Source organism: Clostridia bacterium (genome assembly GCA_017410375.1).
Lineage (GTDB): Bacteria > Bacillota > Clostridia > RGIG6154 > RGIG6154 > RGIG6154.
The window spans coordinates 154,906-171,752 of the sequence record JAFQQW010000051.1; the positions used below are offsets into that span (position 1 = coordinate 154,906).

11 protein-coding genes are annotated in these 16,847 nt (G+C 43.2%); 5 read left to right on the plus strand and 6 right to left on the minus strand.

Features of this window, described 5'->3' with window-relative positions; genetic code table 11:
* Nucleotides 1-121 precede the first annotated feature (121 nt).
* Genes fucU through IJE10_07740 form a run of 3 tightly spaced genes read left to right on the plus strand, consistent with a single transcriptional unit; the run spans nt 122 to nt 7,246 of the window.
* The gene (gene fucU / locus IJE10_07730; protein MBQ2967987.1) at nt 122-544 is read left to right on the plus strand and encodes an L-fucose mutarotase; all 423 of its coding nucleotides are present in this window, start codon (nt 122-124) and stop codon (nt 542-544) included.
* Nucleotides 541-3,798 carry an exodeoxyribonuclease V subunit gamma gene (locus tag IJE10_07735; protein ID MBQ2967988.1) on the plus strand — a complete coding sequence of 1,086 codons (3,258 nt, stop codon included), beginning with the start codon at nt 541-543 and terminating at the stop codon, nt 3,796-3,798. Before fucU ends, IJE10_07735 begins: the two co-directional genes overlap by 4 nt.
* Nucleotides 3,776-7,246, plus strand: coding sequence for a UvrD-helicase domain-containing protein (locus IJE10_07740; GenBank protein ID MBQ2967989.1), 3,471 nt, complete (start codon nt 3,776-3,778; stop codon nt 7,244-7,246). Before IJE10_07735 ends, IJE10_07740 begins: the two co-directional genes overlap by 23 nt.
* A 41-nt stretch (nt 7,247-7,287) precedes the next feature.
* Here IJE10_07740 and IJE10_07745 read toward each other — a convergent pair whose 3' ends face one another.
* A complete protein-coding gene (locus tag IJE10_07745) occupies nt 7,288-8,574 on the minus strand; it encodes an S-layer homology domain-containing protein (protein ID MBQ2967990.1) in 1,287 nt (428 codons plus the stop codon).
* An 18-nt stretch (nt 8,575-8,592) separates the two neighbouring features.
* Nucleotides 8,593-11,625, minus strand: coding sequence for an S-layer homology domain-containing protein (locus IJE10_07750; GenBank protein MBQ2967991.1), 3,033 nt, complete (start codon nt 11,623-11,625; stop codon nt 8,593-8,595).
* A gap of 129 nt (nt 11,626-11,754) precedes the next feature.
* Between IJE10_07750 and IJE10_07755 the strand changes: the two genes are divergently transcribed.
* The gene (locus tag IJE10_07755) at nt 11,755-11,982 is read left to right on the plus strand and encodes a helix-turn-helix transcriptional regulator (protein ID MBQ2967992.1); all 228 of its coding nucleotides are present in this window, start codon (nt 11,755-11,757) and stop codon (nt 11,980-11,982) included.
* A 44-nt stretch (nt 11,983-12,026) separates the two neighbouring features.
* Here IJE10_07755 and IJE10_07760 read toward each other — a convergent pair whose 3' ends face one another.
* The 4 genes from IJE10_07760 to IJE10_07775 all read right to left on the minus strand — a co-directional run bounded on the left by IJE10_07760 (nt 12,027) and on the right by IJE10_07775 (nt 15,445).
* Nucleotides 12,027-12,791 carry a hypothetical protein gene (locus IJE10_07760; GenBank protein ID MBQ2967993.1) on the minus strand — a complete coding sequence of 255 codons (765 nt, stop codon included), beginning with the start codon at nt 12,789-12,791 and terminating at the stop codon, nt 12,027-12,029.
* 65 nt (nt 12,792-12,856) lie between these two features.
* A complete protein-coding gene (locus IJE10_07765) occupies nt 12,857-13,117 on the minus strand; it encodes a YlmC/YmxH family sporulation protein (GenBank protein MBQ2967994.1) in 261 nt (86 codons plus the stop codon).
* Between the two features lie 76 nt (nt 13,118-13,193).
* Nucleotides 13,194-14,678, minus strand: a complete 1,485-nt coding sequence (gene putP, locus IJE10_07770) for a sodium/proline symporter PutP (GenBank protein ID MBQ2967995.1) — start codon at nt 14,676-14,678, stop codon at nt 13,194-13,196.
* 188 nt (nt 14,679-14,866) lie between these two features.
* Nucleotides 14,867-15,445, minus strand: a complete 579-nt coding sequence (locus IJE10_07775) for a TetR/AcrR family transcriptional regulator (protein MBQ2967996.1) — start codon at nt 15,443-15,445, stop codon at nt 14,867-14,869.
* A 77-nt stretch (nt 15,446-15,522) separates the two neighbouring features.
* Between IJE10_07775 and IJE10_07780 the strand changes: the two genes are divergently transcribed.
* Nucleotides 15,523-16,590, plus strand: coding sequence for a branched-chain amino acid aminotransferase (locus tag IJE10_07780; GenBank protein MBQ2967997.1), 1,068 nt, complete (start codon nt 15,523-15,525; stop codon nt 16,588-16,590).
* The last annotated feature ends 257 nt before the right edge of the window (nt 16,591-16,847 follow it).

Genomic DNA, 16,847 nt, shown 5'->3' on the forward strand with positions numbered 1-16,847 from the left:
CAGAAAAAATCATTGACATACGCTGTTTTTTCTTATAAAATATAAGTAACTACTTTAACACTATGCGTTGCCTCATCTGATTAGAACAGACGGTTATCGCAAAAAAGAAAGGATGATATACATGTTAAAAGGGATTCCGAAGATTTTACCTCCCGACTTACTTAAAATTTTAATGGAAATGGGTCACGGCGACGAGATTGTTATCTCGGACGGCAACTTCCCTGCCGCTTCCATGGCAAAACGTCTGGTACGTTTGGACGGTCATGATGCTATGCCTGTTTTAGAGGCTATTTTAAAGCTGATGCCTTTAGATACCTATGCACAGCCTGCATACATCATGGCAAAAACCCCCGGTGACACGGTAGAAACGCCCATCTGGGATGCATATCAGGCAGAAATTTCCAAACATTCGGATGCAAAACTCGAGCAGATTGAGCGCTTTGCATTTTATGATCGGGCAAAAGAGGCTTATGCGGTGGTTTACACCGGTGAATCTGCCCTTTATGCCAACATCATTCTTAAAAAAGGAGTTATTGCCGAATGATTTGCTTGCATACTGCAAAACGAGGTGGCGGCAAAACGGCTTTTTGTCTGAATCAATTGAAAGCGGCTTTGGATGCACATCAAAAGGCCGCTTTTGTTGTTCCTGAACAGCTGTCTTTGTACATGGAGGGAAAAGTCATTTCCGCAATCGGTGCTGTGGGCGGTCATGTGGAGGTGTTCAGCTTTAACAGACTGTTCCGCAAACTCTATCGGCTCTCTCACCGGGCAAAGCGCGTATATTTAGACAAAACCGGTAAAAACATGCTGATTAACCGCATTTTAGAGACGGGCGGCGATGATTTTACTGTTTTCCGCACCAACACAAATTTAAGTGAAGGGTTGGTCTCCGCCCTGTCAGAATTTAAACGTCATTTTGCATCGGGTGCGCAATTAAGAAAAGCGGCAGAGCAATTCGACACACCTGTATCCCGCAAAAAGTTTTCGGAGCTTGCCGACATTTTAGAGCGGTTTGATGCTTCCCTTTCGGATGCAAGTGCAGACAGCAATGATGACTTAACTTTGCTTCCCGAGCTTATTTTAAACAGTAATTATACAGATGGTTTTACATTTTATGTGGACGGGTTTGACGGCTTTACACCGCAGGAGCTTGCGGTGCTTTTGGCGTTGGGTAAAAAGTGTGATGTACACATCATGCTTTCCTTGGAAGAAAACCGCAAATACATTTTCCGTCCCACCATTGAAACTGCAGACAAAATCCGTCGGGCGTGCAGGACAGAAAACATTGCGCTTACGCAGGATGCGTTGCCTGATTTTAAGGAAAAGCTACCTGAAGATTTACTGTATTTAAAACAAAACTACGGGGTTTTCGGAAACGGTGCTTTTTCGGGAAGCCCTGAGAATATAAAATTGTTTTCGGCTGAAAATCCGTATGCTGAGGCCGATGTGGTGGCACGTCGGATTTTAACTTATGTCAAGCAGGGCTATCGGATGAAGGATATTTTTGTGCTTGTGCCTGATTTGGAAAGCATGCGTCCCATTATGGAAAAAAGTTTTAGTCAGCACCACATTCCGATGTTTGCGGACAGCAACAAGACCATTTTAGGGCACAGTCTGACACGCCTGCTGTTAAGCCTTTGCGATATTTTCATTCATTCCTTTTCCATTCAGTCGGTATTCTCGTTTTTAAAAAACGACCTGGTACCGATTCCTGAAAACGAAGTGGATGCTTTGGAATATTATGTTTTAGAAACCGGCTTAACCGGAAACGCATGGCAAACTGAATGGACAACCGCACCCGATAAAAGCTATAACCTTTCAGCACTCAACCGTACAAGAGAAGCGTTTTTAGGCATGGTTATGCCGTTTCGCGAAAAAACGAAGGGCAAAACCACCTGCACGGTTTTTGCAAAGGCACTTTTGGATTTTTTAAGGGCACTAAAAGTTGATGAAACCATAAACAGAAGCTTAAGCGAGCTTCCGAAAGACCTGATGCAACAGGAAATCGGTGTGTTTAATCAGACCCTTGCGGTCATCCGACAGTTAGAGCTTACCTTAGGCGATACGGCATTTGGCATCGAAAAGCTCCGTGCCAACTTAAAGGCGGGCTTTAACGGTTGCAGCATCGGCATTATTCCGCCCACCATTGACCATGTGACCGTAACCACCGCCGAGCGCAACAACTATAACGAAGCTAAAATTCTATTTATTATGGGTGCAACCGAAGGGGCATTTCCGCAAAATGTTTCAGGCAGTGGTATGATTACCGACAGCGAGCGCGAAACGTTAGAGCAGATGGGCATTATTCTTTCTGCCAGCAACCGTAAAAAGGCACTTTGCTCGCCCTTTGCGGTGTATATGGCACTCACCGCCCCGTCCGATAAGCTGATTTTGTCCCATTCCGTTTCGGATGTTTCGGGCGAAAGCAAGCCGGAGGCTTCGGTACTGCATGACCTTAAAAAAATGTTCCCCGATTTAAAGACCGAATCGGAATTTTTGCCCGAAAGCCAAAAGCTGATTACCACGCCCGAAGCAACACTTGCCCATCTTCTGCTGTGTCAGAAGGAGGATGCGGTGTTGCAGTCGGCATACGGCTGGTATCTGCAGGATGATAAATGGAAAGGCAAAATCAACCGCTATTTTGCGGCAAAAAAATATGCCACCACCTGGCGCCTTTCGGAGCAATGTGCGCTCTCGCTGTGGGGCAAAACCTTAACAGTTTCTATCTCAAAACTGGAAAAATTCGCATCCTGTCCCCTTTCGTTCTTTTTAACCTACGGTTTAAAGCTGAAAGAAAGAAAAGTGCATGCGTTTACCCCACCCGAGGCAGGCACACTTATGCATGCGGTTATGGAAGAGTTTGTAAAGGATGCCATTTTAAACAAAACAGATTTTAAGACACTTACCTTTGAGGACACCAAAAAGAAAACCCTTGAAATCTGTGAAAGTGTGATGCAACAGCAATTGTCCCTTTTCCCGAGTGTACAGAACCGGTACGCCTTTTTGCTGTCCCGTATTTCCCAGAGTACGGTAAATGCCATGTGGTCGGTGGTGCATCATATCAAGTCGGGGGTGTTTACACCCTATGCCACAGAGTTTGCCTTTGAGGGCGAAACCTCACCCGTTATAGAAACAGACAACGGCAACACCCTGATTTTAACCGGAAAAATTGACCGTATTGACAAATCGCAAAACGGCTATCGCATTATTGACTACAAATCGGGCGAAAAGGATTTGGATTTATCCGCAGTTGTATCGGGCAGAAGCTTACAGCTTCCCGTGTACAGCTACGCACTAAAAAACAAGCTCGGCGACCCGAAGGGAATGTTTTACTTAACGGTGGATGCACCGCTGATTGAACGCGATGCCTCGTTTTCGGCAGACGAGCCGGATGAAAAGCTTTTAAAGGAATTCCGCTTAGAGGGCTATCTTGTGGGTGATGAAACAGATGTACTTGCCATGGACGAACGCATTGCAGGGGCATCTACAGTCATTCCTGCGCGCCAGAACAAGGACGGAAGTATCAAGAGTCCGCGCATTTTAAGCCCCGAGGAATACGATATCATCGAGCAGGCGGCAATCCGGAATGTAAAAACCTTTGGCGACCGCATTATGAAAGGCGATTATCCCGTGCTTCCCTACGCGGAAGAGCGTTTTTCCGCCTGCACCTATTGTCTGTTCCGTTCGGTTTGTCGGTTTGACCCCTATTACTGTCAACCCCGTACCGAAGAAAAGAGAGACGATGCAACTATTTTAGGAAGGGAGGAACAAGCTGATGGCGAAAGTAAACTGGACTGAGGATCAGCTTTGTGCAATCCGTCATAAAGAGGGCAACATGCTGGTTGCAGCAGCGGCAGGCTCGGGCAAAACGGCAGTTCTGGTTGAGCGCGTAATTCGTCTTTTAGACGAAACAGACATTGACAAAATGCTTGTTGTAACCTTTACCAATGCGGCAGCGGCAAACATGAAGCAGGGCATTCACAAGGCGCTGACCCAAAAGTTAGAGGAAACCGATGATGCGTCTGCCAAAGAGCATTATGCCCGTCAGCTTTCTCTGCTTCCCGGGGCAAACATTACCACCATGCACGCCTTTTGCTCCAAATTTGTGCGGGAGCATTTTGATGCGTTAAAGCTTCCGCCTTCCATTGCGTTAGGAGACGTAACCGCCCTTAAGCTGATGCTGAGTGAATCCGCTGATGAAGCGATTGCGCAAAACTTTGAAGAAAATGACCCGGATTTTCTGGCATTTGCCAAAGAGACGGTTACCAAAACCAACGACGGCATTTTGTCTGAGATGGTTTTAAAGCTGTATGACTTTTTAATGGCACAGCCCGACCCGAAGGGCTTTTTGCGGGACACTTTAGAAACCTACGAAACAAAAAATGCAGAAAAACTGTTAAAAAATCCTGCTCTGGCGGCAAAAATGCGTATTCTTTGCGACAAGCTGGTGCGTGTAGCAAAGCAAAACATAAGCATTATGCAGGAAGAATATGCCGAATTTATTTATGCGCATGTGTATTTTGAGCAGGATCTGGATTTTGCCCAAAAAATATATGCCTGCGAAGGAAATCTTGCCACTATAGAGAATTTACTGGACACCGAAAAGCTTCCCTCGGCAAGGCTTGCCAAAAAGGATGTACCCACCGAAATCTCGGACATTTTTAAAGAGATGCACGGTGTGTTCAAGGCGACTTTGAAAAAGATTGCAGACACGGCGCACGACTATAACTTACAATCCCTTACGGAATTTTTAGCGCTACAGACACCGCAAATCCGTGCTCTTTGTAATCTGACAGAAAAAACCATTGCTATTTACACAAAGAAAAAACGCGACCTGGATTTGCTGGATTTTGACGATTTAGAGCATCTGACCATTGAATTGCTTTATGAAGACGGCAACCTTTCACCGCTTGCCTATTCTGCGGCAAAAGGTTTTTCCTATCTGATTGTGGACGAGTATCAGGACACAAACTTAGTACAGGAGACCATTTTAAACGCCCTGTCCTGCGACAGAGACAAGCTGTTTATGGTAGGTGACATCAAGCAAAGCATTTACGGCTTCCGTAACACCGCCCCCGATTTGTTTATGCATAAAAGTGAGCGGTACAGTGCAAGCGACGGCGGTTTGGCTGTGCATTTAAATGCCAATTTCCGCAGTCGCAAATGCGTGCTTCGGTTTGCAAACTTTTTGTTTGCCCAGCTGATGAGCTTAAACTGCGGCGGCAGTATGTACGGCGATCAGGAATCCTTAAAGCACAAAGGAAGCTTTCCGGAAACGGATGAAGCTACCGAGTTTTACATTTTAAAAGACCCGCTGTTTTCCAAAAATCTTATAGACGGCGAAGCGCTGTTTTGTGCGCAAAAAATCCATGAAATGGTAAAGAGCGGTTTCCTTGTTTCGGAAAAGGACGGCAGTATGCGCCCCGTCGAATACAGGGATTTTGCCATTTTATCCCGCAGTATGCGCGGTGTGGCACAAACCTTTTACGACACCTTAACCGCCTGCGGTATCCCCGTGTATTGCGACGCTTTGGGCGAAAGCTTTTTAGAGAGCATGGAAATTCAAAGCCTTTTGGCTTTCCTTCGTGCCTTTGATAATCCTCTGCAGGACATTTTCCTGCTGTCGGCGTTTTTAAGCCCGGTATTCGGCACGCCCGACTACGATCTGGTGGTACGCATCCGCCAAACAGCACCGAAAAAAAGCCTTTACCATTGTATGCAACACTACCCTGCCACCGAGCCGGGTGCTGAACGGGTACAGGAATTTTTAGCATTTTTACACAAATACAGAAAGCTTGCGCTACGGTTATCGGTTGCGGATTTACTTTCCGCCTTTTTAACCGAGACCAATTACCGTGCATACATTCTGTCTCTGCACGGCGGTGCGGAGCGTCTTTCCAATGTACGCTACTTAGAAACGCTTGCCTCGGGCAATTTCCCGGGGGCAGAGACAGGTGGTCTGTATGCGTTTATCAGCTATCTGGAAAAGCATGACACATATAAAAGCGACTTCTCAGGTCCGAAAATTCTGCCTGAAAACGCAAATATGGTTCAGCTGACCACCATTCACAAGAGTAAGGGTTTAGAGTACCCCATTGTATTTTTGGTGGCTACGGGAAAAGAATTTGTACGAAGCAGCGCAGAGCGGATTCATGCCCACAGCCATATCGGCTTTGGTATGCATTATCGGAATGCGCAAAAAAATATGCAGATGCACTCGCCCGTGGTGAAGCTGATTACCGAAGCAAAGGAAATGGAAGAAAAATCCGAAGAGCTTCGGGTGCTTTATGTTGCCTTAACCCGTGCAAAAGAGAAAACCATTGTGCTGGGCAGTATAAAAGACGGCAACAGCCGTCCCAAGAAATATGCAAGCTACGCTGAAAGCATACCCGAATCGCAGGTCGCTTTAGATGAGGATGTGATTTTCTCGGGCAGAAGCTTTTTAGAGTGGATGCTGTATGCTACCGAACGGTATCAGACCTCCGAAAAATACCCCTTAGAGCGTATTTTTGTAAACAAAATTGAAATGACTGTTGCAGAGTCTGTTGCGACTTCCGACTTAGAGCCGTTACCGCCTACAGACGAAATCAACAAAGCCTTTTCCTACACATATCCGTATATGGCACATGCAAACGTATACTCTAAAGTCAGCGTAACCGAATTGAAACGGATGCTGGAGCAGACCGAAAGTGATACGTATTATCCGTACAAAGGGGATGCACAAAAGGTATCCTTTGAAACAGATGATACCGCCAAAAACCGCGGTACACTCACCCACTTTGTTTTAGAAAGACTGGACTTTTCTAATCCCGATGTAGAAAAAACCGTAGAAACGTTATTGCAAAACGGTGAAATTACGGAAGAGGAAGCCTTTCTTGTGGATAAAGAGGTGTTACGACGTTTTATAAGCACACCGCTCTGTAAGCAAATCCAACAGGCAGATTTTGTGGAAAAGGAGCTGTCCTTTACCATTTTTGTGGACAGCGCGATGCTAAATCCCGAGGCAAGCGGATGCCCCGTACAGCTTCAGGGTACCATGGACCTGATTTTTGAGGCAGAGAATGTGCTTTACATTGTGGATTTCAAGACGGACAAAATTACCGATTCGAACCGTCAGCAAAAGATTGACTCCTACCGGAAGCAGATTAATTTCTACAAGATGGGGGCAGTAAAGCTATATCCCAAACGGCAGGTAAAAGGAATCTTAGTCTTCTTAAATGAGGAAAACGGCATTTATGAAGTATAAAAAAAGCGTTGTGCATCTGCACAACGCTTTTCCTTTAACCATTATTTCGCATACAGTTCATATATTCTTAACGCAAATGCAACCGCCTGCTCTTTGGTTGCCGTTTCCTGCGGTGCGAAACGATTTTCACCGACACCCTGTGTAATTGCCAGCTTATTCATATAATAAACAGACTCTTTTGCATAACCCGAAATTTCTGCGTCGTCTGCAAAGCTTTGGGTGCCCGTAATATCCAAGGGATACAAGCTGTCGTTTTCAATCGTATAATTCTCATCACCTGCAGATTTAATTACTCGACAAAGCATAGTTGCCAGCTGTTCGCGTGTAATCTCGGCGAAAGGATCAAATTCCGTTCCGGACACGCCGGAAACAATAGAAGCGTTAAAGGCTTTCGTAATATAATCATAATACCGGAAATTTCTCACATCTTCAAACGGATTACCGCCTCTAACCTGATATTCTCTGTTCGTGATTTTTTCCAGCAAAGTAATTGCGATGCCTGCAAATTCTTCTCTTGTAATATTCCAGGACAAATCATCATAAAGCATTTCCTGTGGCATTAAGCCGATTTCTTTTGCTTTTTTTACGTTCTCTTTTGCCCAATCCGATGTATTATTTACATTTTCAACTTTTTCGCTATACTTTTGAAGCAACGTTTCCATAGCTTCACTTTTTGTGTATGTTTGCTTTGTCGCATCATCAGAATATCCAATACTGCATATCGGCAAATCAACAAACCAATAGACATCGTAAAAACTTTCATCAAAAGTTTTGGCATCAGAACAGATAAACACGCCGTTATCATATTTGATTACTGTATAAACCTGCTGTCCTTCTGCAACTGGGTTAGAAATAACAAGGCAATCCTCCGCACCGCCGTGTTGCGCGGGAGCAAAGCACCCTAAATAATCATACAATACTGCATCCGGAAGGTGCGGAAAATGAATAACTGAATTCATCCATGGTGTTCCGACTTTCACTTTTCCATCCACGATAGAAAAAGCATCCTCTATCCAATAGGTATACCCTACGTATGCAACTTTATCAGGATTCATACTACCAAACGGAATTGGATTGGCCTCTATATCATAGTATGTAACGGATTGACTATACGAAAACAACTCCGGCACATCGTCTCGGTTTAAATCCGCCATAATCAATCCACTTGTAGTTTGTAATGGATTTTCATAGTTTGTGTCCGCATTTTTTGCAAAGTCCATGTAAATTTGTTCGTAATCAATTGTATTATCCGCAAATGCCGTAAATGTGCACATATTTAATATACATGCAATAATAATTATTACCGCACAGATTCTTATATTTTTCATTTTCCTTACCTCTTCTAATTATTTTGTAAACAGAACCGCACCTTCATACACATAAGTATCTTTACCGTCCACTTCTTTCTGCCTATATTTATTGCAAAAATCTTCAATTGTTAATGTACGTATCTTTTGTCCATCTGACTCCGTAAAGTAAACTACTCCATCAATAACAGCATACACTAGCAACGTATGTCCGTACTTCTGTCCCCCTGTCTCGCTTTTCGATCCTTTCTGAAATCCTAGTGCTAAAAGAGTAAGTGTTCCTGAGTCATTTGACTTGTCCATGTATTCTATTATTTCGCTTAAAGAATATTCATTGACTGAAAAAGCCGTAACACTATACCCTCCGCTTGTTTCCTGCATAGCACTATATTTATCAAATGTATCTTTACCATGCGCACCATCATACGTTTTGATCACACCAATAGCCTGAAGCTGTCTTCCGACACAAGCACCACATTTCCCATTAAAATTATTAACCTTTGCCAATTTCATTGCTTCGCCGTACATATCTTCCATAAATTCTTTCAATTCTGCTTCCGTCCATGTTTTACCGATAAGTTCCGGTACATTCGTATCTTTTTCACTTGCATTATACACAATCTGACAAACGTCGGCACGGGTTGCGTGGAAGTCATAGTATGCAGAATATGTAAAAGTTCTTCCGGCAACTTTGGTATTGTCAAAGAGTTCTTTTTCAATCATAACCCTTACATAGCCATCCGGCCATCCGCCTAAGTTCTTTGCTTCACTTTCCCACCCCTTTAAAATGGAAACAATTTTTGCCATTTGCTGATAGGTAACCGTTTCATCGGGCGCAAAATGTGTTGCGCTCACACCATTAACCAATCCTTTAGAAGAGCAAATCTGGATATACGGCTTTGCCCAATGATTTTTAGAATCATCAAAATCTTGTCCGTTACCGTTTTTGCTTAAACCAAATGCTTCACAAATAATTTTTACAAATTCGCCTCGTGTAACCGCATTTTCCGGTCTGAAAGTACCATCCTCGTATCCGCTAAGCACACCAGACTCAGACAACGCTTTGATTGCGGTGTAATTCTTATGTGTTTTCGGCACATCAGGATATACGCCTGCCTCCTTATAAACAGAAAAGTCTTTTTGGAACGCTGTGTACGATTCCCCTTCGGTATCTGTCACTTGTACGGTTAAAGTGTATGTACCAACGCCCAGATTTTCTTTATTTATCGTACTCTGCGCTTCCGAAACGTCAAAACGCTCACTGTCTACATTTTTGTCTGTATATTTTGCATACACATCACTTGTATCAGCTACATCAGTGATTGTAACTACTGCAGTCTGAATAGGATACGCCGACCCTACAACACCGGAAATTTCGATTTTTTCACCTAAGGGAATTCTGTCTGCCAGCATAATTTTCTCTACGACAGAGAAGCCGGACGCTACTTTTTTCTCTTGCTTTATCTTTCCGCTTTCTTCTTCAAAAACCTTTCCGTTATCATCCAGGAGCTGAGCGTAATATGTATATTCTTCCGAATCACCGAGTTCAAATTCTACCGACCCGCTTAGCTTACTGCTATATGCACGGTCTACAAATTCGCCGTTCGCGTCATACAAATCAATCTGAAATGTTGTGAAAGCATCATTAGAAAGTGTGTATTTAATGACCAACGTACCATTGTTGACAGAAGCTTTCACTGACTGTATTTCTGCCGGTTCTTCTTTCGGTTCATCTTTCTCGATTTCATAAACTAAGGTTTCTGTAGCGCTGTCTATTACATTGTCCTCTGCATCAAACAGCTGAATACTTACAGAATATTTTCCTTCTTCACGATTCTGCAGGCTTAGCAAAACAGCATCAGAAATTTTCGTGTATTTGTCATTATGAATGGTGTTCCCATCCGCAGACTTTACACGGATTCTAACATAGGAGTATGCACCATCATCCAATTCATAACGCATTTCAATAGACTCTTCATCGAACATCGAAATTTTTGTATTTTTAAAAGAGGCTGGCTCTTCTTCCGGCTCCGGTTCTTCGGGTATTTCAGGTTCTTCGGGTATTTCAGGTTCTTCGGGTATTTCAGGTTCTTCGGGTTCTTCGGGCAATTCTTCTACCGAAAATGTAATTGTATCACCTATGCCGATTTTTTCTTTTCTCTCATCCGCATACGTTCCAAGCCATAATTTATAACTGTGTCCCGGTGTTAAATCATCCGCATCAACCGTGTATGAAGCTTGATTTATATCTTTGCGTTCAAAAACAAGGTCGTTTGTTGTCGTATCGCGTAACGTAATGCTATACCATGTATCCAGATTTTCCCATTTGAATGTAATATCGGTATTTGCAGGCAAAACCGCTTCGTTTTCCGGAGTGGTAATGGATGCTTCCTCTAACTCTGCCGCATTGACAAGCACAGTCACAGAATTTCCTTTTCCTACTGCATCGCTCAGATTCTTGCTTGTGTATGTACCAATCCAGATTGTGTATTTTTCTTCATAATCCAACGTATACGCCGGTATGTTATATGTGCGCGACGATATAATTTCGTTTTGCGTGATATATTCACCGGTTTTTGCATTCTTTATCGTGATGCGATGCACCAGATCTGCATTGAAATCATTGATTCGGACAGCAATTGTTTTTGTTGAATCTACCCAATCTCCATCATCTATATTCGCGAAGCTTGCTTCTTCAATGCATTCTTTTTTAGGTTTGGTGCAGAAAATAATACTGCTACCCGGACCGATTGCTTCACCGTTTTCAAAGGTGCCTACCCACACTTTATATTTTTCTTCAAATCCAAATGTGCCGGCTTTAATTGTATATGATGTCCCACTCACTGGTTTGTTGCGAATAACATCTTTATTTTCGCCAACATTAACAATAGTGATTTTGCACGTCTGTCCCGATGCAGGTTTAGACCACTTTATAACGATATCGTCGTTATATGGGTCAAGCCATTGTCCGTCAGACGGGCTTGTAATTCTTACTTCGCCTGCTGCATATATGCCGGTGGTTAATCCAATCAGCATACACACAACCAAAAGTAGTGCCGTGATTTTTTTCATTTTTCGTTACCTCCTTTAAATTAAAATTATTGTAACACATAAAATGACTTGTGTCAATAGCGTTACGATATTTTCACAAGGTTTAACAAATGTGGCTAATAATCTATAATATATAGAGAGGTGATAAGGATGAAGCTGGAGTACAAAAGTCTATACGAAAAATTTGGACTTAACGTGGTGTATTACAGAAAAAGAAAAAAACTGACCCAATTACAGTTAGCAGAACTGGTAGATATTGACCGGAGTCACATAAGTGCTATAGAGCTTGGAAATGTTGGTGTTTCATTTGATGTAGTGTTTAAACTATGTGATGTTTTGGAAATAAAACCCAAAGAGTTGTTTGATTTTCGGGACTAAAAAAGCGTTGTGCATCTGCACAACGCTTTTTTTAAGTTTGTTACTTATCGACGTTCGCGGTAGCTGACCAGCTCATAGGTTTGCCTGCCATTGTAGGTTTTCTCGCGCACAATGGCAATACCGTTGTTTTGGTATTCGCAGTTTGCGCTTGCTTCATCTTTGGAATAGCTGTACCATGCAGGCAATGCTTTGGCGTTTTCGTTTGCCGGGTCATAGAATTTATCAAACCACGCCTCGTATGTGCCGTCAGCCCGTTTGAACAAATCGGTTACAATGCAAAAATAGGCATGCGAAACATCACCGCCGTTGGTGGTCCAGTAGGTACCGTTTTCGTACCAGATGGGTCCATCCATCTCTCCGGGCAGGGTTTGTCCGAAATACTCGTCTAAAATAGCATTCATGGTTTCTTCCCGGATACCAATATCGTAATTGTACTCGGTAAACACAATGCCTTCGCCATTTTTATGAATCGGGCTGTGTAACAGCGCGAACTTGTACATCGCAATTCCCCGATTTGCATCGTCTGACGCATACTCATAAATAAAGGTTTCAGCAAATTTGCTGACAAATGCATTCAGTTCTGCTTTTTCTGCATCGGTCATGGTGTCTAAGCTTTTGTCCTTGGGTACCGGTGCAGGTTCTTCCTTTTCTTCTGCTTCCGTCTCCTGCGGTGCAGGTGCTTCCGCTTCGGTCTGTTCTTCTTTGATTTCGGGAATCTCGTTTTCAGGTGTTACCTTTTTTGCAACACAGCCTACGAGCAGTAGACTTAAGAGCAACACAAGCACGCATAAAATCAGTTGTTTTTTCATTTTTGTACACTCCTCGTTTTTCTTTAAGTGTACCACAAAAAACAAGAAATGTAAAGAGAAAAGCGTTATTTCGCCTGTCTTCTTACGGGCAAAGCATCATAGTCCACCAAAATCACCTCGTCACCGATGGTACGAATGGCATTCCAGGGGATAATGATATCCTCCTCCTTGCCGAATACACCTAAAAACTTACTGCCACCCGGGATGATAATGGAATTTAATGAGCCGTTGTTCATATCGATATCCACATCCGAAATATAACCCATTCTCTGCCCCGTTTTGATGTTAATCACTTCTTTTTGTCTAAAATCCGCTGCTTTGTGCATTACTTATTCCTCCTAAATAAAAAAATACCTATACGCCATTTTATGCGTATAGGTATTTAATTTATGACTGATTCAATTAATCATCAACAGAGTTGTCGGTTGCTTTGTCATAGATTGCACAAACTTCAGCCGAAGGTGCTTTAGAAAGAAGTGTTACAATAACCGCAACAACCAGACATGCTACGAAACCGGGAAGGATTTCATAGATACCGGTGCTTGCTTTAAGGAACATAAGCCAAACAATATCCACAACTGCACCGGTAACGATACCTGCCACTGCACCGGAATAGGTGAAACGTTTCCAGAACAGAGACAGAATAACAATCGGTCCGAATGCCGCGCCGAACAAGCCCCAAGCATTTTCAACCATGCTCATGATTGTACCGCATTTTCCGCTCTTAACCATAAAGAATGCAATCACAGAAATAATAACTACAACCAGACGGCCCATCCAGAGCAGCTCCTTGTCGGATGCTTTGTCTTTCTTGATAATCGGTTTGTAAATGTCACTGGTAAAGGATGAGGATGCAACCAAAAGCTGTGAATCCGCTGTGGACATAGATGCCGCAATAATAGCAGAAAGCAATAAACCTGCGATAAAGGGCGGGAAAATATCGTTTACAAGCTCAATGAAAATCATTTCAGGATTGCCTGCGACAAATTCTGCCGAAAGAATCATTCTGCCAAAATACGCAATCAACGAAGCTGCACCCAACGTCAGAACAACCCAGATAATAGATACGGTTGCAGATTTTTTAATCATGCTGGGCTTTTCGATACCCATGAAGCGAACCAAGATATGCGGCATGCCAAAGTAGCCAAGCCCCCAAACCAGACCGGAAATAATCTCGGATGCAGGTGCGGCGAAGGGATTTTTTGTAAATGCCAGTTCCTTGCCATCTGCTGTTGTATAAACCAGATCAAGTACATTTACATCTAAGTTTTTGGTACATGCAATCACAATCGGAACTGCAAGCAATGCCACAAGCATCAGCATGCCCTGGAAAAAGTCAGTCCAGCAAACCGCTTTATAACCGCCAAGGAATGTATAAATCAAAATGATTACCGCGAAAATAATCAACGCAGTCGTCGGTTCAATATCAATAACACTTGTAAATACGTTAACACCGGCCTGGAACGCAGATGCAACATAAATGGTGAAGCTGATTAAGAACACAATTGCACATATAATTTTAAGTGCAGGGTTCTTTGTAGCAAATCGGTTGGACAAATATTGCGGTAAGGTGATTGCATCGTTTGCCGCCTTTGAGAATTTACGCAGGCGCTTTGCAATCAGAATCCAATTGAGTGCAGTACCCAATGCCAGACCCACACTAATCCACACCTGACCTAAGCCCAAAGCTAAAATACTTCCGGGCAAGCCCATCAAAAGCCAACCGGACATATCAGATGCCTGGGCACTCATTGCAGTTACCCACGGTCCCATCTTTCTTCCGCCTAAGAAATAATCTTTGTCATTTCCGCTTTTTGACTTGACAAAGAAGTATAAACCTATGCCAAGCATTGCCGCAAAATAAATTACAAACGCAAACAGTTTCATGTACTTTCTCCTCCATACTTTAACAAAATTCTTGTATAGTATACCACACACTTACAAAAAATGCAAGCAGAATTTTGTACAGACTATAATCTGTACGATTTCGCTTGCATTTGTTTAAATTTATTATTATAAGCTGATTTAGAGGCTGTACGAACTTAAAAAATAATTTCTGTACGATAAAAACTTTTTTACGCTTTTATTCCCGAAAGCAGAGACGGCATGGAATTTTGTGCGTATGCTTTTAAGGAGTATTCGCCATTATACAGGCACCAGTCATACAGTACCGCGCGCTCGCAAAAGGCATAAAAACGCACCAGCTCGCTGACCGACTTGTCTTTGGTCAGTTCTCCTCTTTCCTGCCCCTCTATCATGATTTTGCGGAGCAATTTATAGTACACGCGATTGTAGTCTAAGAGCTGTTTTCCGCCCTGGGCAGTCAATTGTGCCGCATACATGCGCTTTAAAAGATTCATGTCGATACGGTTTTCCACCATTTCAAACAGCTCGCGGTTTAAATACAGCAAAATCTCAAAACGATTTTGTGCCCAGTCAAGGGTTTCGGAAAGCATGGTATATTTTTCATCAAACAAATCCGCCAGAGACCCCAACAAATCCTCTTTGCTCTGAAAATAGTGATAAAAAGAGCCTTTGGAGGTTTTGGACTCGATAATAATTTCTTCTACCGTAGTATTTTCAAAGCCCTGCTCATAAAAAAGCTTCCAGGCCGCATCTATAATTTTCCCTTTGGTATTTTTTGTTTTCTTCATACTCTTCGCCCCTTGACAAATTTAATTTTTAGGTGTATCATAATATATTATAATACAAAGAAAGGCAGATGTAAAGAATGAATATTACAATTACGAAAACAACTGCACCGAAACAGAAACCGCAGGACGAGTCCAAGCTCGGCTTTGGTAAGGTATTTACCGACCATATGTTCATTATGAACTATTCGGGTGAAAAGGGCTGGCACGATGCAAGAATCGTTCCTTACGGCGATTTGACCCTGTCTCCTGCTTCCATGGTTTTCCATTACGGTCAGGAAATGTTTGAAGGCTTAAAGGCATACAAAGGAGCTGACGGCAAAGCAAGACTGTTCCGTCCCGAAATGAACGCAAAGAGAACCAACAACACCAACAAGCGTCTTTGCATTCCCGAACTTCCGGAAGAAATGTTTGTAGAGGCTGTTAAGGCTGTTGTAAAGGTTGACGAAGACTGGATTCCCTCCGCTCCCGGCACATCCCTTTATATCCGTCCGTTCATCATTGCAACCGACTCCTTCTTAGGGGTTGCGCCCTCTGACACCTACTTATTCATGATTATCCTCTCTCCCAGCGGTGCTTACTACGCAAGCGGTTTGGCTCCGGTCGGCATCTGGATTGAAGACGAATATGTTCGTGCAGTACGCGGTGGTATGGGCTTTGCTAAGGCAGGCGGTAACTACGCTGTATCTTTGGCGGCACAGGTTAAAGCACATGACGACGGTTATTCTCAGGTTTTGTGGCTGGACGGCGTAGAACGCAAATACATTGAAGAAGTTGGTGCAATGAACATCTTCTTTAAGATTAACGGCAAGATTGTAACACCTATGCTCAACGGCTCTATTCTCCCCGGCATCACCCGTGATTCTGTAATTCAGGTTTGCAAATCCTGGGGCTTAGAGGTTGAAGAAAGAAAGGTTTCTGTAGACGAGCTTAAAGAAGCTTATGAAAACGGAACCTTAGAAGAAGTATTCGGCACAGGTACTGCAGCAGTTATTTCACCCGTTGGCAAGCTTCGTTGGGTTGACGAGGTTATGGAAATCGGCAACGGTGAAATTGGCGAAGTAAGCCAGAAGCTGTATGACACCATCACCGGCATTCAGTGGGGTAAAATCGAAGATCCCTTCGGCTGGTCTGTATTGGTTGACTGATTATATGCAAATTAAAAGGGAATGTAAAAAAAGTCCGGATCGCAAAAACGCGAGTATAAAGGCGAACAAAGTTTGTGCAAACGCACGAGAAAGACACGAAATGAAGAAAACACGCAAAAATTTTGCGTGTTTTCTTTTGATAAATGCGTTTTTGCTATGAACAAACTTCGCCTCTCGACGTACCTTTGTACGCCTTCGGGTAACCCCAAACCGCGATGCAACGCGGTTTGGGCTCAGTTTGTCCATTCCAAACATTT